18 protein-coding genes are annotated in these 25,336 nt (G+C 39.0%); 17 read left to right on the top strand and 1 reads right to left on the bottom strand.

The features are described 5' to 3' along the window. Positions 1 to 17 precede the first annotated feature (17 nt). From ACIQZI_RS04210 to ACIQZI_RS04225, 4 genes are all read left to right on the top strand, one after another. The gene (locus ACIQZI_RS04210; protein WP_403069763.1) at positions 18 to 3,131 is read left to right on the top strand and encodes an alpha/beta hydrolase domain-containing protein; all 3,114 of its coding nucleotides are present in this window, start codon (positions 18 to 20) and stop codon (positions 3,129 to 3,131) included. Positions 3,132 to 3,473: 342 nt separating this feature from the next. Next, entirely contained in the window at positions 3,474 to 3,728 is a 255-nt protein-coding gene (locus tag ACIQZI_RS04215; RefSeq protein ID WP_403069766.1) for a hypothetical protein, read from the top strand. Positions 3,729 to 4,758: 1,030 nt separating this feature from the next. Further along, positions 4,759 to 4,902, top strand: a complete 144-nt coding sequence (locus ACIQZI_RS04220; protein WP_157279393.1) for a YwzD family small protein — start codon at positions 4,759 to 4,761, stop codon at positions 4,900 to 4,902. Positions 4,903 to 5,312: 410 nt separating this feature from the next. Continuing rightward, complete coding sequence (locus ACIQZI_RS04225) at positions 5,313 to 5,837, top strand: type 1 glutamine amidotransferase domain-containing protein (protein ID WP_062177599.1); 525 nt, start codon at positions 5,313 to 5,315, stop codon at positions 5,835 to 5,837. A gap of 288 nt (positions 5,838 to 6,125) precedes the next feature. Here the strand turns inward: ACIQZI_RS04225 and ACIQZI_RS04230 are convergent, their stop codons facing one another. Next, the gene (locus ACIQZI_RS04230) at positions 6,126 to 8,633 is read right to left on the bottom strand and encodes an NEW3 domain-containing protein (RefSeq protein WP_403069771.1); all 2,508 of its coding nucleotides are present in this window, start codon (positions 8,631 to 8,633) and stop codon (positions 6,126 to 6,128) included. A 260-nt stretch (positions 8,634 to 8,893) separates the two neighbouring features. Between ACIQZI_RS04230 and ACIQZI_RS04235 the strand changes: the two genes are divergently transcribed. The 13 genes from ACIQZI_RS04235 (at position 8,894) to ACIQZI_RS04295 (ending at position 25,252) form a co-directional block, all read left to right on the top strand. Continuing rightward, entirely contained in the window at positions 8,894 to 10,123 is a 1,230-nt protein-coding gene (locus ACIQZI_RS04235) for an ROK family transcriptional regulator (RefSeq protein ID WP_403069774.1), read from the top strand. Further along, entirely contained in the window at positions 10,120 to 11,217 is a 1,098-nt protein-coding gene (locus ACIQZI_RS04240; RefSeq protein ID WP_403069777.1) for an extracellular solute-binding protein, read from the top strand. The genes ACIQZI_RS04235 and ACIQZI_RS04240 overlap by 4 nt, the downstream gene beginning before the upstream one ends. 15 nt (positions 11,218 to 11,232) lie before the next feature. Continuing rightward, positions 11,233 to 12,339, top strand: coding sequence for an ABC transporter ATP-binding protein (locus tag ACIQZI_RS04245; RefSeq protein WP_403069780.1), 1,107 nt, complete (start codon positions 11,233 to 11,235; stop codon positions 12,337 to 12,339). Further along, positions 12,332 to 14,020, top strand: coding sequence for an ABC transporter permease (locus tag ACIQZI_RS04250; RefSeq protein WP_403069783.1), 1,689 nt, complete (start codon positions 12,332 to 12,334; stop codon positions 14,018 to 14,020). Before ACIQZI_RS04245 ends, ACIQZI_RS04250 begins: the two co-directional genes overlap by 8 nt. Before the next feature lie 14 nt (positions 14,021 to 14,034). Beyond that, on the top strand, positions 14,035 to 15,519 hold the full coding sequence (gene argH / locus ACIQZI_RS04255) for an argininosuccinate lyase (protein ID WP_403069786.1): 1,485 nt from the start codon (positions 14,035 to 14,037) through the stop codon (positions 15,517 to 15,519). 346 nt (positions 15,520 to 15,865) lie between these two features. Continuing rightward, positions 15,866 to 17,044, top strand: coding sequence for an MFS transporter (locus tag ACIQZI_RS04260; RefSeq protein WP_403069789.1), 1,179 nt, complete (start codon positions 15,866 to 15,868; stop codon positions 17,042 to 17,044). 320 nt (positions 17,045 to 17,364) lie between these two features. Next, positions 17,365 to 18,870: an S-layer homology domain-containing protein gene (locus tag ACIQZI_RS04265; RefSeq protein WP_403069792.1), complete on the top strand. Its 1,506-nt coding sequence runs from the start codon at positions 17,365 to 17,367 to the stop codon at positions 18,868 to 18,870. A gap of 804 nt (positions 18,871 to 19,674) precedes the next feature. Beyond that, complete coding sequence (locus ACIQZI_RS04270; RefSeq protein WP_403069795.1) at positions 19,675 to 21,006, top strand: UDP-glucose dehydrogenase family protein; 1,332 nt, start codon at positions 19,675 to 19,677, stop codon at positions 21,004 to 21,006. Between the two features lie 12 nt (positions 21,007 to 21,018). After that, complete coding sequence (locus ACIQZI_RS04275) at positions 21,019 to 21,549, top strand: phosphatase PAP2 family protein (protein ID WP_062177656.1); 531 nt, start codon at positions 21,019 to 21,021, stop codon at positions 21,547 to 21,549. A gap of 81 nt (positions 21,550 to 21,630) precedes the next feature. Further along, on the top strand, positions 21,631 to 22,773 hold the full coding sequence (locus ACIQZI_RS04280; RefSeq protein WP_403069799.1) for a glycosyltransferase family 4 protein: 1,143 nt from the start codon (positions 21,631 to 21,633) through the stop codon (positions 22,771 to 22,773). Between the two features lie 81 nt (positions 22,774 to 22,854). After that, complete coding sequence (locus ACIQZI_RS04285; protein WP_403069802.1) at positions 22,855 to 23,451, top strand: hypothetical protein; 597 nt, start codon at positions 22,855 to 22,857, stop codon at positions 23,449 to 23,451. A 2-nt stretch (positions 23,452 to 23,453) separates the two neighbouring features. After that, complete coding sequence (gene lepB / locus ACIQZI_RS04290) at positions 23,454 to 23,729, top strand: signal peptidase I (protein ID WP_403069805.1); 276 nt, start codon at positions 23,454 to 23,456, stop codon at positions 23,727 to 23,729. Between the two features lie 473 nt (positions 23,730 to 24,202). After that, complete coding sequence (locus ACIQZI_RS04295; protein WP_403069808.1) at positions 24,203 to 25,252, top strand: LacI family DNA-binding transcriptional regulator; 1,050 nt, start codon at positions 24,203 to 24,205, stop codon at positions 25,250 to 25,252. Positions 25,253 to 25,336 lie beyond the last annotated feature (84 nt).

Genomic DNA, 25,336 nt, shown 5'->3' on the forward strand with positions numbered 1-25,336 from the left:
GAAAATGGAGGGATTCTATGAAAATTGGTAAAAGGAATACCAATACTGTTCTTTCAATAATTTTGTTACTAGGACTTCTTTGTGGTAACACTTTTGTCTCGGCCTCTAGTAATAGTGATGATTTAGTATATTCTGCACAAGCAAATAGGCATAATGATACTGCAAAAATAACGAAAAATATGAAAGCGCTTCCTAATGTGAAAGAGATTCCGTATGGAGAGGGAATGACTTTCCATAGCGAACCGACTTCTATTAGTCATCCATTTAGCTCGATGTATAGTTCTAGCGGTCGTGTAGACATTTGGAATGACTATGGCTATGAGGAAAAAGAGTTTTTCATGTCAGGTAAAGCAAATGTATATGACATCAATAAAAAAGATGACCCATCCATAAAATCATTAGGCAATGATTATACAACAAGGCTACTAGTAAGATTCCCCAAGGATGCGTCTAAATTCTCTGGTCGAGTTTATGTAGATATTTTAAATGCTTCTAGCGGTGTAGATTTGGAAGATACTTTTGGCAGAAGCTATGATTGGTACATGAACGAGGGGCATGCCTATATTGGGATTACTTCGAAAACTGATACGATTAATGCACTAAAGAAATTCGATAGTAACAGATATGCAGATTTAAACTGGAAAGTAAATGGAGTAGATGAAAACGGGTTGGTTTGGGATATGATATCTCAACTAGGTACTAAGCTTCGAGACAAAAGTGCAGGTGATATATTGGGTGGTCTAGACCCGAAATATGTGTATTTATCCGGTCAAAGTCAATCAGGTTTTTATTTGAATACGTACATCACATTATTTGATGATTTCCTGAAAAAATCCAATAAAAGAAAGCCATTGTTTGACGGTTATTTGAATTTAGTAGGACCTGGAACGACCAATGTACGTTCGAATGGACCGAAGCCATCTGTTACATATTCAGAAACGAGTGTTCCATATATCGTGATTATGTCTGAATTTGAACACCGGTTTGGAAGCTTAACAGAATATCCTGAGTATGAAAGAAAAAAAGACTCAAATTCTAAGAAAAATAAGTTTAGATTCTATGAGGTTGCAGGTACTCCTCATACTGATCCTACACTCGCAGTTATTCCCAATAGCGCTGAAATTGCTCTTGGTAACGGGAAGGGCAGACCACCCAAGGAGTATGATGCGGGACATTATGAAAGCGATTTAAATCTTCAAATATTTGTGAATGCTGCCCAAGAAAACATGCATAAATGGGTAACCAAAGGGATACCTGCTCCATCTGCTCAAGGCAAATGGCTCGATTACAAAAAGACTAAAACGAAAGGGAAAACATTATATACTCCTAAAACGGATGAACACGGAAATGCATTAGGTGGAATCCGTGCACCGATGATAGAGTATCCAATTGCAACGTATTATGCGAGCAGAAATGGATTGCCTTTTGAGACAAATGGAAGCATGGTATTTTTTACAGCAGATAAAATAGCAAAATTATATCCTGATTTTGAAAAAGATTATAAAAAGCCATTCATAAAACAAGCAAAAAAACTATTGGATACAGGTTATATTTTACAAGAAGGCTATGACAAACTAGTAACTTATGTGAATGAAAAGAAAGGCTTCGGCGGACCAGATGCTGAGAAAATTTCCGCTATAGCGAATGCTAAGCCAACAAAGATTGTAGAAAAAACGTTTGATCATGAAGCGATTGGTTTTCATCCAGAAAAACAACCCGATGTAGAGGCGAATCCAAATCTAAGTCATCCATATAATTCGATGTTGTCATCTGTCGGTTCTGTAGATATATGGGGAGATTATGATTATACAGAAAAGGAATTTTTTCTTTCTGGTAATGCCAATGTGTATGAGGTTGGTAAAATCGAAGGCAATGATGTTCCGACGATTAAGAGTGGACCTCATGATTATACAAATCGGATCATCGTTCGTATGCCTAAGAATATGAAGAATTTTTCGGGTGCTGTTTATATCGATATTCTAAATGCATCCAATAATTCGGATATGGAAGATACATGGAGAAGAAGCTGGGAATATTACATGCAAAATGGTCATGGTTATATAGGCATTACATCTAAAAATGTCAATGTTTCAGCGTTGAAAAAATTTGATCCTGTAAGATATGCAGCCATTGATTGGGGGGCTGATCAGGCTGGTGAATATGAAAACGGATTATTCTGGGATATGTTATCGCAGCTTGGCGTCGCTTTACATGATGACGAACAAAGCGCACAAATCCTTGGAAAAAAACCAGACTTTGTTTTCCTTGGCGGGCAAAGCCAATCTGGAATGTATCTGAATACTTATACAAATACCTTCCAGCCATACTTATATGATGCAAAAAAGAAAGAATACTTGTTTGATGGCTACTATAACTGGGTGGGTCCGAGACCGACTTCTTTGATACCACCTTTACAACCAGTGCCAAGTACAAATGAAAACAGTCCACAAACCATCTTTAAGGCAATGGGTGTTCCAAACATTGCGATTATGTCTCAAGCGGAATTTAAGGCTAAAGAAGCGAGTCCTTCTACTTATAAGTCAAAAAAGGATCAAAACAGTGAGTATGATATTTTTAGACTATATGAAGTAGCGTCGACGCCTCACTCAGATGCGATATCACCGATTATTCCAAATAATGATGCGATTGTTAAGGCTGGGGCAAAAGCTAGACTATACCCAACTAGTCCATTACCTAATACGATTAAGAGTGATTTGCACATTGATATGTTTGTAAGTGGAGCATTGCAAAACCTGTATGATTATGCTATTGCTAAAAAGGCTAATCTACATGCAGATCCTAAGAAGTACTTCCCGTCTGCCGACGATCGATGGGTAAATATAGATCCTGCAACAGGAAAATTCACAAGAGATGTGCATGGCAATGTAGTAGGTGGAATTCGTCATCCTCTCGCTGATCACCCACTGGCTACTTATATGGTAGAAAGTGATTTTATGACAATGTTTACTAACGAAAAGTTAAAGAATCTATATGGCACAAGAGAAAACTGGGTGGCTAAGATGAACGCTTCTGTCGATCAATTACTTGCAGAGGATTTAATCCCACAAACAGTTGCCGCCTCGTATAAGAAAGTCATTGCTGAGAATACAAGCCCTTGGAATCAACAATAAAATGATATCGTAACAAATGCTCGGAGTACCAGGTTTTGGGTGTTTCGAGCATTTGTTTTTGCCGATGAAATGGAATAAAAAGGTCCATGAGCGTCTGATCCCAACCCAATGATGAAAAAGGTTCAGGTTCTCCATTTGTATCACTTTATGAAGGCGGCGGTGCGGAGCTGATTTTGCAAAGTCTTGCCCTTCTCCACAGAAAAGAGCGTTATTACTTTGTTCTTAACTTCTATTACCTAAAATATTATTTAGAAAGGAAAGTTTAAAAGGCATTTAGCTAAATACTCACAATATACTTGATTAAAGGAAGGAAGGGAATATTTAAGAAAGTAGGTGTAGTTGTTGGATAGTAGGCAAAAAAAGGCGATTGTTATTGCAGGTTTATTTGGCATTATCTTAACAATAGCTATTCTTTGTGTGTACCTAACTTCGCCAAAAGAAAAAGTGGAAGAAAAGCCTGTTACTCAAGTTGACGTACTGGAAAAAGTTCATACAAGTGGAACAACGATGCCGGAGTCTGAGGACTTATTGACAGAAGAACAGATAGAAGGTGAACCGGCTTATATTTCTGAGGATGTGGTAACGAATAAGGAATAAAAATAAAAGGACTGGCCAGATGTGTAATTACTGGTCAGTTCTTTTTTTAAAATCTGGAATTGTAATAACGGGTTGAGTTGTATGGAAGAAATCATAAGGCTCTTTTACATACGTAATATTCGGATTGTTGAACTCCCCCACCTAATTTCCAACGAAATTTGAAGTGGGGGAATCCTGCAAACACCCGTATATCCACCAGTTATTGAGCAGGCTCTACTCGTAGTCCCTATGGTGAAAACTTTTAGAATCTTGTACGTTGGACTCACCGCACGCTCTGCTCTGCTTGGTTTTCACTACTTCGATACGTGCGGAGCGATTAGAACGTTGAAGATTTTACGCAACAGACGATTTTCCTGTTGCAACCTCCTATCTTCAGTTTTTAAAGGGCATTTGTACAAATATAGAACAGAACAAACACTCGTGTTGTTCAACGGTTTAGGCTAACGCCGACCGAAATACATCTCCTACCTACTCATTGGGGTGTGCCCTTCACATTCATTGAGGAAGGAGTCATCTTTCGGGAAATGATAAAAATTGTTTTGATTATAATGTTCTAGTTGTCGCTCGTATACCTAGATACTGGCTCGTAATCTTGTTCAGCGGGATCGATGGCTTGAATATCATGTAATTCTTCCTTGCATTTTTTCCATATTATTCATGATTATGATTGATACTATAAGGGTACATGATTGTTAAGGTTCCGTTTTTTGTCCTATTATCAGAATTTTGTCGAAAAGTTTTAAAGGAGTGCTTAGGTTAATATGATAAAATGGTAAAATAATTGATTAATAGGATTTGAAGGTTAATTGTTTGCTGCTAGTTTTATGGAAAGAATAAGAATACGTAGGGAATGGGGGAAGCTCGCGTTATGATGCGAACGTGAAAGACCATTTTCTAGTTTCTTATGAAATGAGAAGAGGTCGTCCCAAACGACTATATACCTGTTTATATTACGTGAAAGTAAATGGTGTATAGAGAGTCAGATCCTTCTGGGACAACTTTTTCGTACATATACGAGGGAGAATTTATCATGGATGCAAGTATAACAAAGGAAGATTTTTATCACATTCTCAAAGAAGCTTTTGACAAAGGAGAATCGGAGGGGGATGTAACAGTCAATGAGTTAGTAGAAGAATTGACTTTAAAACTCCAGGCAATATTACTAGAGGCATAAGGAAGATATAGTGAATTTGTATCATTATTTATCTGAATTTTAAAATATCATCCCGCATTAATGGAAAGTCAAGACCCCCATCTCAAGGCTTAGAAGAATCGAAGAAACGTAGGTGGGGGATGAAGAGCCCCCACTATAGCCAATGAAACGGAATGAGGACTGCTATCAGGGAAGCGTGGAATCAACAAACCATGCTAGTTGTTCCGCTTCCTTTTTAGATAAACGGTCGAGTAAGCTGACTGTTGTTATATCTTACTCATCCATTAAATCCACAAAATACCACTATTTATGGTATATATTTTCCGTTGTAGCCTGTGTTTCTCAAATTAACCTGGAAAGTTGACTTGTAGAAGCAAAAAAGTTCAAAATGGTGTAAAATAGTAATAAGAACTAGAAAGGGAGGTTGTCATATGCGATTAGAAGGAAAGAAAGTTATTAGTTTGGTTCATCATGAATGTGAAGATTTAGAGCTTTGGTATCCGATTCTCAGACTTCGAGAAGAGGGAGCGATTGTCCATCTTGCTGGTGAAGTGGCAAATGAGACATATATCGGCAAATACGGTGTGCCAGCAGAATCTGATTTGGCATATGGTGACGTCAATCCAGAAGATTATGATGCTATTCTAGTACCCGGAGGTTGGGCGCCTGATAAAATCAGAAGGTTCCCTGAAGTGATTTCATTAATCCAAGAAATGGATGCCAATGAAAAACCGATTGGCCAAATCTGTCATGCAGGCTGGGTATTGATCTCTGCGAAAATTTTGCAAGGCAAAAACGTAACAAGTACACCTGGCATTAAAGATGATATGGAAAATGCGGGTGCCAATTGGTATGACGAGCCGGTTATTACAGACGGACATCTTATCTCAAGCCGTCGTCCACCAGATCTGCCGGATTATTTACGAGAGTTTATTAACGTATTAGAAGCGAAATAATAGAACGTTCTATAGTAAAAGCGGGAGTCCAGATAATAGGGCTTCCGTTTTTTAATTGTTCTAGGATACGTACTATTTCAGTTTTTCAACCCTAAATTAGGCTCCGGCGCGCAAATTGCAAATCTCGCTCGTAAAGTATGCATTCCGGCACGTAAATCATCTGTTCTGGCACGCAAATTTGATTTCCGGATCGTAACGATAGAAATGGCGGGCGATTTCCAGCTCTAATCCCCAGCCAAATAAAAAAGCCTATGCACACATCACGCATGCATAGGCTTATTCATGTATTTATTCCGCTCCGTAACTAATCATGTTTGTCAAAATTCGATAACCGCCTGGAACTTGGCCTTGGATTTGGCGGTAGAGGACAAGGTTCGTGTAGAGATAGGTTCCTTTTCCGTAATTAGCCATTAAAATACCACCATCAAATGGTTCTTCATTTGGATCAGCCATAGAAATGAATGTTTCAAAGCGTGGATCCCACTTCATAGGGAAGTATAATCCTCTTTCTTGAACCCAATTGTCCCAATCGCTCGTTGTTATTTTGTTCGGATAGTTGAAAAGCGCTGAGTTTGGTTTCGAGACGTTGACTACAGCTTTTTCATCGGTTACTCTCCAGCGAATGGAGGGATTACCAATTGTAAGTGGATAAGGTGCAGTTGTCTGTGCATCCCATCCATCACCAGGCTTGTGATATTGCACGACAAGGTGACCGCCATTTTCTACGTATTGAAGTAAGCGAGCATTATTTGCTTTTAAATCTTCTCGAGACAGGTAAGCTCGAATGCCTGTCACAATTGTATCGTATTGACTCAAATCACCGGATGATAAATCTGCTTCTGTTAGTTTTGTGATATTGAGACCTGCGTTGCTTAAGTAGTCAGCGACTTTATCAAATCCACTCTCAATATAGCCGACTTTTAATGAAGCTGGTTTTAATAGCTCGAAAGCAACGGTGTTGATTGCTGCTGGATATTGATAATAGAAGGTGCCGATATGGTCATAGGAAATTTCTTGAATGGTCGAATTAAATGTTTTTCCATTGACCGTAGCTTGTGCTGTTAGTTTATACTCACCATTTTGAATCGTTTTCGGTGGTGTAAGGGTAAATTTCGCTTGTTTCTCTTCTGACATTTTCGTAAATGAAACGGTTGTTTTTGTAGGAGAAACTTTCCAATCTTTAGGAATGTTTAAACCGACATTGGCTGATGTTTTTCCATTACGATAATTTTTCACGGTTACGGTTACGGGTATTTCTTTTTGTACGTCTGCGGTGTTGACGACGATGTCTTCAGGAGAAAGGGTTAAACTGACATCTGGAAGAACAGCCACGGTACCTTCCAAATCCTCGGTTACAGTCGTTTGGGTGTTCCCAAATTCATATGAAATGTTTGTTGTCAGCGCTGGTTCATGATAGGCGTGATAATAGTCTGCATCTTTTGGCACATCAATCTCATAAGTAATCGTCGTTGATTGATTTGGTGCTAGATTGATTGCTTTCGCCTTTGTTTTAGCTTTCCACCCTTTTGGTACATCCAATGGAGCTGTAACTTTTTTCAACGTTTGTTTTCCTGTATTCTTCACGGTTACGGTTACGTTTGTTTCTTGACCTTTTGTCAGGATGGTAGAGGCTGCTTTTGCTTTTACATCTAGGCCTGAAGAGACATAGCTTGCAGTTTGTAATTGCTCTTCTTTTAAGGAAAGTTTGTGAAGCAAATCATTTTTCAATTCCTTGGTTAACTTAGCTTTTTTAATTTGGGATGAAAGTGAGCGGACATTAGACAGTGCAGTTTGTGATGTTGTGAAAACATGTTGTTCATTTGGATAGGCGGCAACAACCGCGTTCAAATTTCGTTGCACATTGATGAATTCAGTCTTTAATTTTGAAGCAGAGCTTGGGAGTTTGGCCGACCACTCGGTAAAATTATAAGGGACTCCGGCAAATAGATCTGACTTGTCATTCAGATCAACAGCAGTTTGTTTTAATTCTAGATGGATTTGGCGGGGTGCTGCTGGGATATCAGATCCCATACCTTGGCTTTTGTGCAGATAACGTGATTGTTCGCCAAGTTGTGGGTAGGTCATGCCATATATGGGATCGTAGGTGCCGATTTCGATAGATGTAGTCGCTTTCTCTTTAGTGGAAACAGGTAAATACAACTTTTTCACTTGCCATACCGATAGACCTTGTTTCAAATGTTGCGGGTAGACAGTTGGATCAGCTGCATCTTTAAAAGCACGTTCACTTAAAATCGTCATGGTGCGATGATGGCCATGCTGAGTATCATCATCTTGGAAGGAAGGCATGAGAATATCAGGCTGATATGTACGGATAAAGCGGATCAGCCGTTCATATGTTACATCTTCTCCCCATTTTGCTAATGTTTCTGCAGGTGTTTTCGAAAAGCCGAAATCATAAATCGGATCAGAGGTTGTTTCACTGAGATGGTAGGCTTTTACACCAGTAATTTTCGCTGCTTCAATCATTTCTCTGGAGCGGATAATTCCAAGGGAATTGTCTAGTTCAGCGCCGATTTCATTTTGTCCGCCTTCCCCGCGGTTTGCGATTAGGCTTGATGTTTTTACACCTAATCCCCTTGATAAATAGGCAAGAAAATCGCTGCGTTCATCATCAGGATGAGCGCCACTGTTTAAGAATGTAACGGTCGTTTCAAGCGGTTTGACTACATTCCATAACGCCACATCTGTTTTTTTCGGTTCGTTTGCACTACCTGTGGTCGGTACGAGTGAAAATACGATCACGAGAGAAAGAAAAGTGATTAAAACCTTTTTCATACTTGTAACCCCTTTCGATTTTAGTTAAGCTTCTTTGAAGACTATGCCTAGTAGGTTAGTAATATTACCTAACGAACTGGATAAAAAAAGCTTATCTAAATAAATAGCACGCTTGGTTATAATTGTAAATGATACTTAATAACTATTAAAAGCTGAATATTTAAAATAATTAAAAAAATAACTTGTTCATATTATCCTAATAAGGTATATTTTAGTTGATTAGGCAGATTGACTAACTAAACAGGTAAGGCCGTGATGTGATGAGTTTTAAACGAACACCCAGTCATCTAAAATTCGTTAATAAAAAAAGAACTATTCAATGTATAAAAGAATGTTCGCCGATTTCAAGGGCTGAGATTGCGAGTATGCTTGGTCTAAGTAAACCGACTGTTTCTCAACTTATAGACGAACTCATCAATGAAAAATGGGTCGTTGAGAAAGGAATTGGTGAATCTTCTGCACAAGGTGGGAGGAGACCGATTCAGCTCTTTTTTAATGAACGAAAAGCGTTTATCATCGGGGCAGATATTGGCGGGACGAATGTGAAAATCGTGGTATGTGACCTAATTGGCAACATTCTTTGTGAAACGAGTTTTTCAACAACTACGTATTTGCAATCAGGCCTTCTTAAGCAAATGGCGCTTGAAACGGATCGATTGATTAACAAGAAACAGATTTCTAAAGAGCAAATTTTAGGAATGGGCGTAGGTATTCCTGGGATCACGCAAACGAAAAGTGGCTTGGTGATAGAGGCTCCGAGCTTAGGGTGGATCCAATACCCGTTTATTGCAGAAGCGAAACGCTACTTTGATTTTCCGATTTATGTCGACAATGATGTGAATGTGGCGGCGATAGGTGAACAGTGGTTGGGAAATGCAAAGAATAAACGAAATGTGCTGTTTATTGCGGTTGGCACAGGAATTGGTAGCGGTATCATCCTGAATAACCAATTATACAGAGGGGCATCAAGTGCAGCTGGAGAAATGGGTTATATGGTGACAAATAAAGATGATATGAAACGTGAATTCAAGCCGATTTTTCACAGATATGGCTATTTGGAAAGTGTCGCAGGAGGGAAGTCGATTGGCGCCGATTTTACCAAAGCTGTCCAAAAAGACCCAGGACATGCTTTATATGAAAAGGCGAGGACCTCTGAATTAGTAGGAGAAGAAGCTTTTTTGTCTGCCAAAAATGGAGACCATGTAGCAATTGTGGTTATTAACGAGGCGATCGAACATTTGGCGTACGCGATTGTGAATGCTGCGAGTTTACTAAATCCAGAGATTGTTATTTTAGGAGGTGGTGTACTACATTCAGCTGCATACATTTTACCTAGAATTCAAGAGATAGTAGATCCTTATCTGCCTAGTTTAGTAGAAATAACAACTTCAAGGCTTGGAGAAAACGCCGGCGTCTTAGGAGCAGTATCACTATTTTTGAGAGAACATGAGAGCATTTTGAATGTTCATGATGAGGGGGATTTTTTATGAAAAATAAGAAAAAGTCGATTGTTTCCGTTTTGACATTATCTGCAGCGCTATTGATTTCTGGATGTAGTAGTACAGAGACAGATACGAAGACAAACTCGAATGCAGATGGTGCAAAGGAAGAAAAAAATGCATTAGAAGATAAAATTGTCGTGTATTCACCACATGGAAAAGATATCTTATCCAAGTTTGAAAAGCAATTTGAAGAAAAATATGAGGTCGATGTAGAGTGGCTGGATATGGGGTCACAGGAAATTCTCGACCGTGTGCGATCAGAGAAGAATAATCCGCAGGCCGATGTTTGGTGGGGAGCACCTTCTACGAACTTCAATCAAGCAAAGGATGATGGCTTACTAGCTGCTTATCAACCTACTTATTCCGCTAGTCTTGACGCGGGATTCCGTGATCCAGATTGGTATTGGACAGGTACGAGCCAGACACCTGAAGTTATTATGTACAACAGCAAAGAACTATCCAAAGACGAAGTTCCGAAAGATTGGGATGAGTTGCTTGATCCGAAGTGGAAAGATGAAGTTATCATCCGCTATCCGCTCGCATCTGGAACGATGAGGACGATTTTTTCTGCGATGATTTATCGTACGTACAAAGATACGAATGATCCAAAAGCGGGCTATGAATGGTTGACGAAGCTTGATCAAAACACGAAAGAGTATTCAGCTAACCCGGAAATGATGTATAACAAGGTTGCCAAAGGAGAAGGTTCACTGTCTGTTTGGGCGATGCCGGATGTTGTCATGTTGAAGGAAAATAAAAACTATCCGTTTGAGTTTGTCATTCCTGAAAGTGGGACACCAGTATTGACAGAAGGAATAGCCATTGTTGAAGGGGCTAAGCATCCAAAAGCGGCACAAGCTTTCTATGAGTTTGTCAATACACCAGAAGCTGCGAAAATCTTAGCAGAGGAATTTTACCGAATTCCGACAAGAAGTGATGTGACGGACTTACCTGACTGGATCACGAATACAGAAATTAAAGCGATGGATATTGACTGGAACGTTTTCCAAGAAAAAGGCGACGAATGGATGAAGTATTGGGATGAGAACATCAAGAGTGGAGACAAAGAAATTAAAGAATAAGGAAGTGTCGTTTGGATGGCGTCGATACAAATAGAGAATGTCCAAAAAGCCTTCGGAAAAACGATAGCTGTTGATCATTTAAATCTAGAAATTAAAGACGGTGAGTTCTTTACCTTTCTAGGTCCAAGTGGTTGTGGGAAAACGACAACACTAAGGATGATTGCTGGGTTTTATTATCCAACAAAAGGTGTCGTCCGATTTGGCGAAAAAGATATGACGCGTGTACCTCCGGAGAAAAGAAATACGGGCATGGTTTTTCAAAACTATGCTCTTTTTCCTCACATGACGGTATTTGAGAATGTCGCATTTGGCTTGCGAGTAAGAAAGGTTTCTTCTGCTGATGTAAAGGCGAAGGTACAAGATGTGCTTCGTAAAGTCAGACTTGAGAGTTATTCGGATCGTCAAGTGAGTCAGTTGAGTGGCGGGCAGCAGCAACGGGTAGCTTTGGCCAGAGCACTCGTGATCGAACCGGAAATCCTCTTATTGGATGAGCCGTTAAGTAATTTAGATGCCAAGCTTCGCGATGAAATGAGAGCAGAGATTTTACGGTTGCAACGAGATTATAAGATTACGACCATTTATGTCACGCATGATCAGGCAGAGGCATTATCGATGAGTGATCGGATAGCTGTTTTCAATTATGGGGTCTGTCATCAGGTTGGGACTCCTGCTGAAATTTATAATCAGCCTGCTAATGATTTCGTGGCAAGTTTTATCGGCGAAATTAATCTATTGCCTGTTCAAGTTGATTATGTCGAACAAGAGAATATAGCGGTTACGTTAAAAAATGATGGCGAACCAGTAAAGCTTGTTGTCCATAATCACGCGAATGAAGGGGAGTTAAATAAAGGGGATTTGGCTGTTTCGATTCGCCCTGAAGCCATCCGGATTCTCGATGCCATTGAAGATGGAACGAATGTTCTAAAGGGGAAGATTGAATCTGTCCAATTTTTTGGATCGATTGTCAATGTGATGGTACAGATCCAACATGTATCCTTAAGAGTAGATGTGTTAAATACGCATGAATTCGGCCATTTTTATCAAGGGAAGGACGTGTATGTAGAACTTCCTAAAAAACAACTTCGTCTGATCCCTGTCATAAGTGGTGATGCCAATGATTAAAAACCGTGATACGAGATTAACGATTTGGCTTCTGATTCCAGTCGTATTAGTGCTCGTGGCATATGTTCTTTATCCTTCTTTGCGAACTTTTTTCGAAAGTTTACAAAAAGACGGATCGATTTCATTCGGAAATTATCAGGATTTCTTCGTGCAGGAATCAAAAACAAACTTGGAAGCTCTGTGGAACTCGGTGTATATTTCCATTTTGAGTGTAGTAGTTAGTGCATTCATTGGGATTCCACTGGCGATTATTTTTAACCGCTATGATTTTCCAGGGAGAAGTTTCTTTTCAACTGCCGCGATTTTGCCAATCGTTCTGCCATCTCTAGTAGGTGTTATGGCGTTTATGTTTTTGTATGGTGAATCTGGATTGATCCCGAACGCGATTAAAGATTTGTTTGGTCTGGAAAAAGTCCCGTTTAAAATTGGCGGCGTTTCCGGAATTTTGATTGTGCATGCGTATACGATGTATGTGTATTTTTATATGACGGTTTCAGCGGCGATTAATAAAATCGACCCTTCCTTAGAAGAGGCAGCGTATAACTTAGGAGCCAATCGGTTCAAAGTGTTTTGGAAGGTGACATTTCCATTATTAACACCGGCGATCGTTGCCGCGTCATTGCTTGTATTTATGATCTCGATGGCTTCATTCAGTGCCCCGTTCTTATTAGCGGGCGGATATCGGGTATTGAGCTTACAAATTTATTTTTCGAAAATTAATGGCGACATGGAAATTGCCGCAACACAATCGGTTATTTTATCGATTGTTTCGATAGCGTTTTTATTATTCATGCGTTGGTATCAAAACCGCAAAGATTACCGGATGGCGACAAAAGGAATTGGCGCGCACAGGAGTGAAGTGAAAAATCCGCTGATGAAGTGGGTGATGGTTGGCTTTGGCATCATCGGTGTATTGGTTCTGCTTTTGCCGCACTTTACGATTCTGTTGCTTTCACTTGTACCGGATGGGACGTGGACATGGCAAACGTATCCGTCGGTCTTTAATATTGAAAATTATCGGCTTTTGTTTGAAGATCCTAATATATTCAAACCTCTAAAGAACAGTTTAATCATGGCTGTGATTGCTACGGTTGGAAACTTGGTTTTTGGGGTAATCGCTTCCTATGTGTTGGTAAAAAGAAAATTCGTTGGCAAAAGCTTCATTGATATTCTTGTCATGATTCCGTGGGCATTGCCGGCGACCGTTATCGGGATGAATTTAGTTTTCGCCTTTAATGAGCCGAGCGTTTTTTCTTTCGGGCAAATCTTAGTCGGCACATTTTGGATTTTGCCGCTCGCCTATTTCATCCGGCATATTCCACTCGTTGTCCGCTCGACAAACGCGGTGCTAGAACAATTGGATGATTCCATTGAGGAGGCCGCGAGAAATTTAGGAGCTAAATGGTTTTATACGTTTAGAAAGGTAATTTTGCCGATCATTATGCCTGGTGTATTATCAGGGACATTATTAGCGTTTATTGAGTCCGTTGGCGAATTTCCAACGTCTGTCCTTTTGTATACGATTTCAAACAGACCGATATCGATTGAAATTATGAATCAGCTTCGTATGTTCAATATGGGTCAGGCCGCTGCTTACGGGATGATTCAGATTACGCTGATTGTGATTGTCCTCTTTATTTCGAACAAATTTTTTGGAATTAAAGCCGAAAAAGCCTTATAAATGGTGGTGCAAAGATGAGTAAGTTGGATGAATTTATCAAAAATGAAGGTCGAGTATTTCCGGGGAAAACCTATGTCGAAGAGTTGTTAAAGCCGGTTTTTAATGATCAACGAGATTACTTATTTCATGTTATGTTCGATATTCATCGGGCCCATGTGATTATGTTATCCGAACAGAAGATTATCAAAGAAGAGGAAGCCAATCGTATGTTGGCTGGCATTCGGAGGGTGTCAGAGATCGATCTGACCTTAGTATCCTACGAGCCACAATTTGAAGACTTATTTTTCATGATGGAAGCAAAGATTGGTGAAGAAATCGGTCATGAACTGGCAGGAAAGATTCATATTGGCCGTAGCCGGAATGATATGGGTGTTGCGATGTATCGGCTCGTTTTGCGAGGGCATCTACTGCGATTAATCGGCGATGCCAATCAGTTGAGTGAATCATTAATCATGCAGGCAGAAAAGCATATAGAAACATATATCACCGGGTATACGCATACGCAGCCAGCTCAGCCGACGACATTAGGCCATTATTTTCTGGCGATCTATGATGTGCTGCAAAGAGATATTAGCCGGATGTGGGCGGCCTATAAAACAGTGAACCACTCTCCACTAGGCGCGGCTGCTTTAACGACAACTGGTTTTCCAATTAGCCGGAATCGCACTGCAGAGTTGCTTGGTTTTGATGAGATCGTTGAAAACTCGTATGACTCGATAGCAGGGGCCGATTATTTACTAGAAACAGCGACAGCGATTATGACGTGCATGGTGAATACTGGTAGATGGATTCAAGATTTCTTGCAACATGTGACAAGAGAATTTGGTACTTTTTATGTAGCTGATCCGTACGTGCAAGTGAGTAGCATTATGCCGCAAAAAAGAAACCCTGTTTCGATTGAACATTCCCGCTCGATTGCGAGCAGTAGCTATGGGGACGCACTTAGTGCGATTCAGATGATTCATAATACCCCATTTGGCGACATCGTGGATACGGAAGATGATCTCCAACCGCATTTATATCGCGCCTTTACCAATGCCAGTCGTGTGATGAAACTGATGTATGCGGTCATTTCTACGTTAAAAGTAAATGAAGAGCATGCAAAAAAAATGGCCGAAAAATCTAGTATTACTGTTACGGAATTAGCCGATACGCTTTCCCGTGATTATGGAATCTCGTTTCGAAAAGCCCATTCTGTTGCGAGTCATATCGCCAAACAATCGATACGTGAAGGGAAGGAGTTATATGACTGGGACACACAAGACATCAACGAGATGATAGCTGAATTTGTTGCTGTACATATCACCGAAGAGGAATGGCAGAAAATCATCTCGCCTGAATATTTTGTGGCAATTAGAAAGATTCAAGGTGGACCAAGTCCGAAAGAAGTGACGAGGATGATTGAAATTAGAAAACAGAAACTGAAGCAACAAGTGGTGGAATATGAGGAAATCGTAAACGAGTTGGATGAAAAGAGAAAAGCTTTATTGGCGTATTAAGGGATATCAAGGGAGAAAGCTAATTTAATTGGCTTTCTTTTTTTGCGTTAAAAAAAGGGATGTGGTGAGTAAATCACAGAAATTGGTGAGCAAAAGTGTGAAAGTGGTTAGTGCATGTACAAAGTTGAAGGGTAAGTCAATGAATTTGGAAAGAAATGCGGTACATGGTGAGTAAATCGTTCAAGTTGGTTAGTATATCTAGTTTTGTGAGGTGTCTTCATGAAGAGCCACTCTTATGAATTATATCCCCATAACTGGAATAGAGAAAGATGTTTTAGAAAGAATAAAAGAACGGAGTGATAACAAAAAAACAAAATAACTGGTTAAATAAGGGGAAAGGTGTTTAATGAATGATGTAAAAGAAAAATTATGGACGAGGCAATATACAACTGTTGTATTATCGACACTGATTTTATTTATTGGCATTTATATGCTTACAGCCGGCTTTTCGATGCATATTACTGAAATTAGTCATCAACCGACCTTAGCTGGTTCAATGACGACTGCTTTTATGATCGCATCACTTGGTACCCGATTTGTTTCAGGAATTCTTATTCAGAAACTGAATATGAAAGTTCTGTTGTTGATTTCGCTCGTGTATTTTATGGGGACGATTGGTTTAAGTTTGCTCAATGACTCGATTGGTTACTTGCTTTTCATTCGTGTCTTGCAAGGAATCGGCTTTTCGATTATTACGGTTTTACTTTTTACTATATCGAGCAGTCTCGTACCGAGTTCGCGTTTAGGGGAAGGTCTCGTGTTTTTTGCAATGGCAACAAGCATTGGCTTGACAGTAGGGAATATGATTGCAATCTCTTATCTCGGACGTTTTTCCTTTCAATCGTTGCTGATTGTTATCCTTTCACTTGTGCTCCTCTCATTTATTGGCAGCTTATTTATCAAAAATATCAAAAAAGAGAAGCCGGCCAAAAAGAAAACGTCCAGTGAGCCGTTCTACAAGTATATGTTTGATCGTCGCGTACTTCTTCCAAGTATCATCGTCGCATTAGACTATATGGCGATCGCAGGAACCGTTAATTTTATGGGGGCTCTAGGGAAAGAGACAAATATTGGCGGAAGTATTTCGCAGTTTTTTACGATTCAGGCGATTACGATGATTATCGTCAGAATCTTTTCAGGGAAAATCTTTGATCGATTTGGTCATAAAATATTAATGATACCAGCTACTATATCTGGTGCGTTTGGCTTAATTTTATTGGGGACATCACATCATATTGGTTTGGTGTTGTTCGCTGGTTTCTTTTTTGGAGTTGCTTATGCAGTGATTCAGCCAACCATACAAGCTTGGGCGTTAAGCCTCGTCCCACAGGAAAAAAATGCGACAGCTAATTCCATGTTGTTAATTTTTATGGATCTTGGAATGGCGGTTGGATCCATTGGACTTGGTAGTGTCGTTGGCTATATCGGTTATGGCATGACCTTCAGTTACTCTTCTGTTTTCATGGTTCTCATTTTGATCATCTACCTTGTTGGTATTCGAAAAATGAAAGCGGTCAATCAATAAATAATATGTAAGAGCGTCTAAAGAGGCCGAGGTAGTCCTAATTACGGGACAGCCTCGGCCTTATCTGATTCATTCACTTCATCATCCACATTCCGGGCTACTTGGTGTGTACTTGCTTAAGTCGGTTAATAAAAGCGGGGAAGTGATGAGTGAATCTGAAGATAAATATTACCATAATATAAAGTTCTTTAAAGAAGAAATTCAGTTTCAATTTTTCCAGTCTATTATTTTAAAGACTGTATGTTATAAAAAGATAACTTAATATGGTAAAATATATACAGTTTATTAATTTAGTAGAATAAAGTGGATTGGAGAATTGGATGATAATGAAATTACCTTTACTAAAAGTAGGGTTGCTTACTTGTTTAGCAACAGGTCTATTTTATGAAGAAGCTTTTGCGGAGTCAGAATGGACCTCGAAATGCGAAGCTTATGGGGAAGTAAAGCCCAATGAGAATCCATCTGTTCAACAAGTAAACTGCTTGCTGACGAACGCGGCAGTAGCTGCTGACATTCCTCCTGAAGTTGTAAAAGCTGTGGCCACACAAGAAAATGGTGGGTGGAGGCAATTTACTAATAATGGAGAAGCTGTTATCTCTAGTGATGGTGGTATTGGGCTCATGCAGATTACCAATCAACCGGGATATGATCAAGAGCAACTTAAGAATGATATTTACTACAATATTGATGCAGGTATCAAAACGCTTAATAGTATGTACGCTCGCACATCGACAGACCTTCCAAAAATAAAGGATGCTGGGAGGCAGGTCATTGAAAATTGGTACTTCCCTGTGATGGCTTACAACGGTATAAAGCCCGTTAATAGTCCAATTTCCAAACTTACGGGATTGGAAAATAAAACCGCTTACCAAGAAAAAGTCTTTGCTCATATCGAAAAACATAGCTTCTTAAATGGTACGAAGTTAACTAAGTTCCCATTTAGTTCAACGGATTTTCAATATAATCCTAGCGATAACAAAAATATTGAGTTTTTAAAGAAGGAGTACACATTAACGGGTCAAACGCATGAGTCCGCCTATCTTTTTAAAGCGGGGGATAAAGTAGCTGTAACAACCGAAAATGTGAATTTACGACCACAACCTGGTACTGCTCAAAAAGGCATTACGCTATCTAAAAATACGACATTGATTGTTACTGGACAATTTGTGTTTGATCAAAACGCGAACAGCCAAAACCAATTTGTATGGTATCCGGTTAAAACAGCTGATCAAAAAAATACAGGATATATTTCCTCTGCTTATTTGATAAAAGCAAGTGAAACTACAACAACTGACATTTCTTTCACTGACGTAGATAAAACTGATAGATTCTACGATGACATTTACTCGATCAGTGAAAAAGGTATTATTTCCGGATTCCCGGATGGCACATTCCGTCCGGAGGAAAAAGTCACTAGAGCGCAGGCGGCCATAATGATTAGTCGTGCTTTGAAATTATCACTTGACTCTACTGTGACACCGTTCAAAGATGTTACACCTTCTGTAAGTGGAGCTGAACATATTGCTGCTGCACATAAGCAAGGTATTATTACCGGTTTTCCAGGTGGTGAGTTCCGCCCGAAACTCCCAGTTAATCGAGGTGACATGGCCATTATCTTATCGAGAGCTTTTAAACTGCAAGGTACGACTGACAAGACTTTCTCGGATGTCACGAAAAGCATGAAATCATACGACTCCATTCAACGAATTATAGCAGCCAAAATTACATTCGGTTATGATGATAATACGTTCAAACCTAATAATGGTATTACTAGAGGCGAGTTTTCGGCCCTATTAAATCGAGCTCTACAGTATAATGCTCAATAGAAGAACTGGGGTTTTCATGTAATTGCTACTTGCAATTATAAAAGCTGCTCCCTCAAATTAATTAAGAAAGTGTTAGTAATAAATGACTTCGGATATTGAATCCGGGGTCATTTTCTTTAATTAATAAGGATATTTACTTTCTAAGACAGGTATCCACTTTATGAAAGAGAGCATTCAATCCTTTTTTGCTTATCTATTTGCAAGTGGGAGAGTCTGAGCTTCAAATCAAGATTATAATCCGAAATTGAAAATCACATACCTAAAGATACTTGGTGTCAAGCAACATCTAGAAATAAGGGAATGGTTCAGAAACAGAAAGCTATTTAATGGTCTTTCTGTTTTTTTAGTTTAAAAACAGAATAACAGGTATATTTTTCAGAGAATTACAAAATTTTTACAATATCTTAACGCTAGAATAAGAAAAGATTGGTCTTTCTTTAATAAAATAAAGAAGAGCAAACTTTATTCCGCATTAACGGGCAGTAACCAACTGCAATGTGTAGAGGAATCGAAGAAGCGTAGGTGAGGGATAAACGGCCTAATCTAGTTGCGGCTCCTAGCCCTACTTAAGGGTCATAAGCTGTAATACTCTGTGGCAAACTACGCCATGCCGTATTCCATCTTATGCTTGTCTGACTATCACAGGATGTGGGTCACGCAAACTAAAGGACGCGGCGTACTTAGTCTATGATTCATTGAATCTTAGTTTGTAGTGACGCTTTATCTTTGCTGCATGAAGGTATTAGTGACACTAGAACGGGACTAACAAAGCCCCGATTGATTGAAGTTTCAAGGGGGGATTGGATGAATATTACTGTTGCTGGAACGGGGTATGTTGGGTTGGTTACAGGGGTTTGTTTAGCTGAATTGGGTCATCAGGTAATATGCTTAGACATTCAAGAAGAGAAAATGGCCATGTTGCAAGCTGGCCGTTCGCCGATTTATGAACCTGGTTTAGAAGATCTTCTTAGAAAAAACTTACAGTGTGGCCGATTACATTTCACAACCAACCCACAATATGCCTACGGAAATGCTGAAATTATTTTTATTGCGGTAGGTACACCAGAGCAACAAGATGGTACGGCGAATTTAGAATACGTAAGAGAGGTCGCCCATTCGATCGCCCAGTTCATGAAGAATGATGTCATTGTTTGTACAAAGAGCACTGTACCTGTGGGAACAAATAATCAAATAAGCGAGATAATCCATCGCAATAAACCAGCAAACCTCTATGCGGAAGTGGTTGCCAATCCTGAATTCCTCAGAGAAGGATCTGCGATTGTCGATTTCTTTTACGGGGATCGCATCGTGATTGGTACGGATTGTCCAAGGGCACAAGCCTTAATGGAACAAATTTATCTTCCACTAGACATTCCGATTATAAAAACAGATATCAAAAGTGCAGAAATGATTAAATACGCAGCTAACGCCTTTCTGGCAACAAAAATTAGTTTTATCAATGAAATTGCCACGATTTGTGAGAAGGTTGGTGCAAATATAGATGAAGTAGCAAAGGGGATTGGAAAAGACGAGCGGATTGGTCCTTATTTTCTAAAAGCGGGTATTGGCTATGGCGGGTCTTGTTTTCCAAAAGATACGAAAGCACTTGTTCAGCTCGCTGGCAATATGCAACACCCCTTTGATCTTTTACAGGCTGTTATTGAAGTGAATACTCATCAAGCATCACTCCCAGTTGTAAAGGCAAAGGAAGTAATCGGTTCATTAAAAGGCAAGAAAGTAGCACTACTCGGTCTGTCGTTTAAACCGAATACGGATGATGTCAGAGAAGCGGCCTCTTTAGTTATTGTCAAAGAATTACTGAAAGAAGGGGCAATTATAACGGCCTTTGATCCAATTGCGATTCCAAATGCCCAACATGTTTTAGGCAACACCATTGAATATACACAGGATATTCGGCTTGCTCTCTTACATGCGGACGTAGCGATCATTGCAACAGAGTGGGAAGAAATTAAGCAACTTTCATTAGATTCTTATGAATTATATATGAAAAAACCAATCGTCATAGATGGGCGAAATTGTTATTCCCTTCAAGAGATTCGAAAACATCCGATGACGTATATTTCGATTGGAAGACCGACTGTTATACATGAATATAAGAAAAGTGGGACCTATTAATGGGGGCAGACGATGGCGAGATTATTACTTACCTTTTATAACTTCGAATGTCGATTGTTTCAGAAAATTAATCGCCATTTTGCAAACAAACATTTAAATTTCTTTTTCAGCCATATTACCCATATTGGTGGGGCTACATGTACCATCGCGACCGTTTTGATGTTGATCATCTTTTCGTCAGGTTCAACAAGAATGACGGCCATTTCGAGCGCACTTGCTTTAGCTGTAAGTCATATACCGGTTCATATTGTTAAGAAGCTTTTCCCGAGAAAAAGACCGTATTTAATCGTAGAAAAAACAAATTTTCATACGAATCCGTTACAAGATCACTCTTTTCCATCTGGTCATACAACGTCGATTTTCTCAGTTATCATACCGAATATCCTGTTTATCCCGGTTATTGCACTAATTTTACTTCCTTTAGGCATTCTTGTAGGCTTATCGCGAATCTATTTAGGCCTTCATTATCCTTCAGATGTTTTGGCAGGGGCTATACTTGGGTCATTTGTCGGGAGTCTTTGCTATTACTTGCTAAGTGTGTAATGCGGTGCCGAGAGGGAAGAAGCATATGTAATTACCTTTGCCTTGAATCGGTTCTTACGCTTTTTAATGAGGAGGATTCTCATGAAGATTGCCATTTTCACAGATACCTTTGATCCAGATATAAACGGTGTTGCACGAACATTGAAACGATTTACCGATTATTTAGGAGAACAGAATATTTCTTTTAAAATCTTTGCACCAAAGTCACAAACTAATGACTATGTTTCTAGTCATATTCATCGTTTTAAAAGTCTGTCTTTTTTCTTATATCCTGAGTGTCGTTTAGCTTTCCCTAATCTCATTCAAGTCAAATCAGAATTACAGGATTTCGCTCCAGATTTGATCCATGTCGCTACGCCATTTAACATTGGGTTTTGCGGCGCTTATTATGCAAAAAAATTAAACATTCCATTAGTTGGCTCGTATCATACTGATTTTGATCATTACTTACAATTTTATAACATGGAATTTCTCTCTAAACTGCTTTGGCGATATATGAATTGGTTTCATCGCCCATTTAAAAAAATCTTTGTGCCATCAATGGATACGTTAGAACGGTTAAAACGTCATCAGTTTACGAATTTAGAGCTTTGGGGGAGAGGGGTCGATTGCAATCTTTATCACCCTCATTATGATAAAAAAGCGGTACGCAAGCAATATGGCATTCAAAAAAAATACTTGCTTACGTATGTAGGCAGATTAGCTCCAGAGAAAGATGTAAAGACGCTCCTAGCCATCGCAAAATCAATTCCAGCTTACATAAACGAGCAAATTCAGTGGTTAATCATAGGAGACGGTCCAATGCGTGAAGAACTTGAAACTGAAGCTCCTGAAAACATGATGTTTACTGGCTATTTAAAAGGTGAAAAATTAGCGGAAGCGTATTCTGCATCAGATGTATTTGTTTTCCCTTCACCAACTGAAACATTTGGCAATGTGGTTCTCGAAGCTCTTGCAAGCGGTACACCGGTCATTGCCGCGAATGCAGGTGGAGTAAAAACGATTATTCAAGAAGGAGTAACCGGTCATTTATGTCAACCTGGGGATGTACAGCAATTTACCGATTCGCTTATGCGATTGATCCATCATGATCAAGTACGGGATCGAATGGGGATCGAAGGTAGAAATTATGCGGTAACACAAAAGTGGGATGCAATCTTTGATCAGTTACTTTGGCATTATGCGCATGTAATCGAGGAACCGAAGCAACAAAAGTTTGCCTAAGGTTGGAGTCAGCCTTTTATTTTTTCAAAAGGGCTGATTTCTACTTTTAGCTATGAAGATGACATGCTGGAGGCTAGGGACATGAATGTGTATGTAAATGTACAGCAACTATTACATAAAGCAATATTTTCGGGAATGCTTTGCAAAGTGGATGAACTTTATGCGCGTAATAAAATTCTAGATTTATTGGCGTTACAGGATTTTTCTGAAACCGAAGTGGAGCCAACTGAAAAAGACATGTCTGATCTTCTGGATGAATTAACCGATTATGCAGCAAAGACGAAAGTCATTAGTGATTTTATTGAAGAAAGAGACAGACTCTCGGCGAAGATTATGGATACTTTTCTACCCAAACCATCTGAGATAAATCGCCTTTTTATTGAAAAATATGAGCAAAATCCGAAACGAGCAACGGATTATTTCTATCAGCTAAGTAAGAATAGCCATTATATTCAATCAAAGCGGATTGAAAAAAATATTAATTTTTCAGTGGAAACAGCATATGGCAAGCTAGCTTTTACGATTAATCTGTCCAAGCCTGAGCTAGACCCGATGGAGATCGCTAGGGCAAGAGAACAAAGATCCCTTCCTTCTACTTACCCAAAATGTCTGCTTTGTATTGAAAACGAAGGCTATACTGGCAAAGTGGGGCATCCGGTGTTCCAGGGGATCAGCTAGAAATGATTGATGACGTGTTATATATTAACGGTAAAGTGCATGAGGAACCATATGTAAAAAGTAATAATAATTCTCATATAAATAAAGTAACTGGCGACTTCACACTGCAAGAACTGACAGGAAAAAAGATCGTTCCTGAAGGGTATCTCTTTGTATTAGGCGATAATCGTTCAAATAGTGATGATAGTCGAATCTTTGGTTTTATTTCTGAGGACTCAATTATTGGAGAAGTACAATTTCAATTTTATCCATTAAAAGAAATAGGTATTCCCAAATAGTTCTTAAGCGAGTATGTTGAATATATTGAGGTTAAATCGGGGCGATCTTCACTATTGAAGGTCGCTTTTTATTTATTGCGGTAACGTCAAACATGAACGGTTTAAGAGTCGTTTTCAAACGCAATCTGGGACAGACCTAATTATCTGAAAATGACCAAAATATATCAGAGAAATTGTTTAGTTGGTAGAAGGGGAATGATTAGTAAAACTTTAGCGAAAGTTTTACTAATCATTCATATAATAGAAGCGTATTTTAGTGAAATTTACTAAGGTTAAACGAGAGTTCTTCAATTAAAATTCTGATAAATGTAGAAAAATATGTATTATGTAGAAATGAATAGAGTGAATTTTTTGAAAAAAAGTATTGAAAGCGCTTAAATAAATTGGTATTATTTACGTAACAAGTAAATATTCAGTAAAAAATGGCAGAAATACTAGTTTGATGTTTACTGAATGTAGTGAAGGAGTCTGAGATGGCAACAATCAAAGATATTGCAGTTCGTGCAAATGTGTCAAGTGCAACTGTATCTAGAGTTTTAAATAATGACCCTACACTTTTAGTCACTGATGAAACGAGAAATCGGATCGTAGAAGTTTCAAAGGAACTGGACTATACGACTGTGAGAACGCGGAGAAATGTAAAAAGGCTTGAGAGTGTAAGGAGTCCTAGAATTGGTATTATTTTAACGTGTTCATTAGAAGAAGAAGAAGATGGTGTTGATGACGACCCATACTTTTCTATTATTAGACAAGGTGTAGAGAGTGAGTGTTTAAATCAGGGAATTTATACGAACAAGATTATTCGGTCTTCTGATTCAAGTCAAGAGCAAATCATAGAAGATATAGATGGCTTGATTGTGATTGGTGGTATGAACCTGAGTCTTTTAAATAGACTAAAAGATACTTTGAATAATATTGTGTTTATCAATTACTCACCAGATGAGGATAGTTACGATTCAGTCATGATTGATTTTAGAAAAGCAACCACTAGTGCTATGGAACACTTATTGAATCAAGGATTTAAGGAAATTGGTTATATCGGTGGAAGTGAGAACGATGATTTTTCAGATAACAATTTAGTGGTTAGGGATACGCGTCTAACGATATATGAAGAAATAATGAAATCGAAAGGGATCTTTCGGAGAGATCAAGTATTTATTGGCGAATATACAATGACGCAAGGATACATGTTGATGAAAGAAGCAATTCATAAGGGGAATCTACCTGAAGCCTTTTTTATTGCAAGTGATTCGATGGCGATTGGGGCACTGCGCGCAATTCAAGAGGCACATTTAAAAGTGCCTGAAGATATTGCCATTGTTAGCTTTAATGATATCCTAATGGCGAAATTTGCAAGTGTACCATTAACGTCAGTTAAGGTTTATACAGAGCAATTGGGAAGAGTGGGAGTGAAATTATTATTAGACAGAATTAATGGGAGGGAAATACCTCTGAAAGTAACTGTCCCTACTAAGTTAGTTATTCGCGATAGCTGCGGGGCTAAAAATAAACTAGATTCTTAAGGTTACATTATATCGATCAGGATTGGGGCAAATGTTTAACTTTTAAGGAGGTGAGGAACTGGAGAAATAAATTCGTTTGTCTAG

It is taken from the genome of Peribacillus sp. NPDC096379 (assembly GCF_044762875.1).
Lineage (GTDB): Bacteria > Bacillota > Bacilli > Bacillales > DSM-1321 > Peribacillus.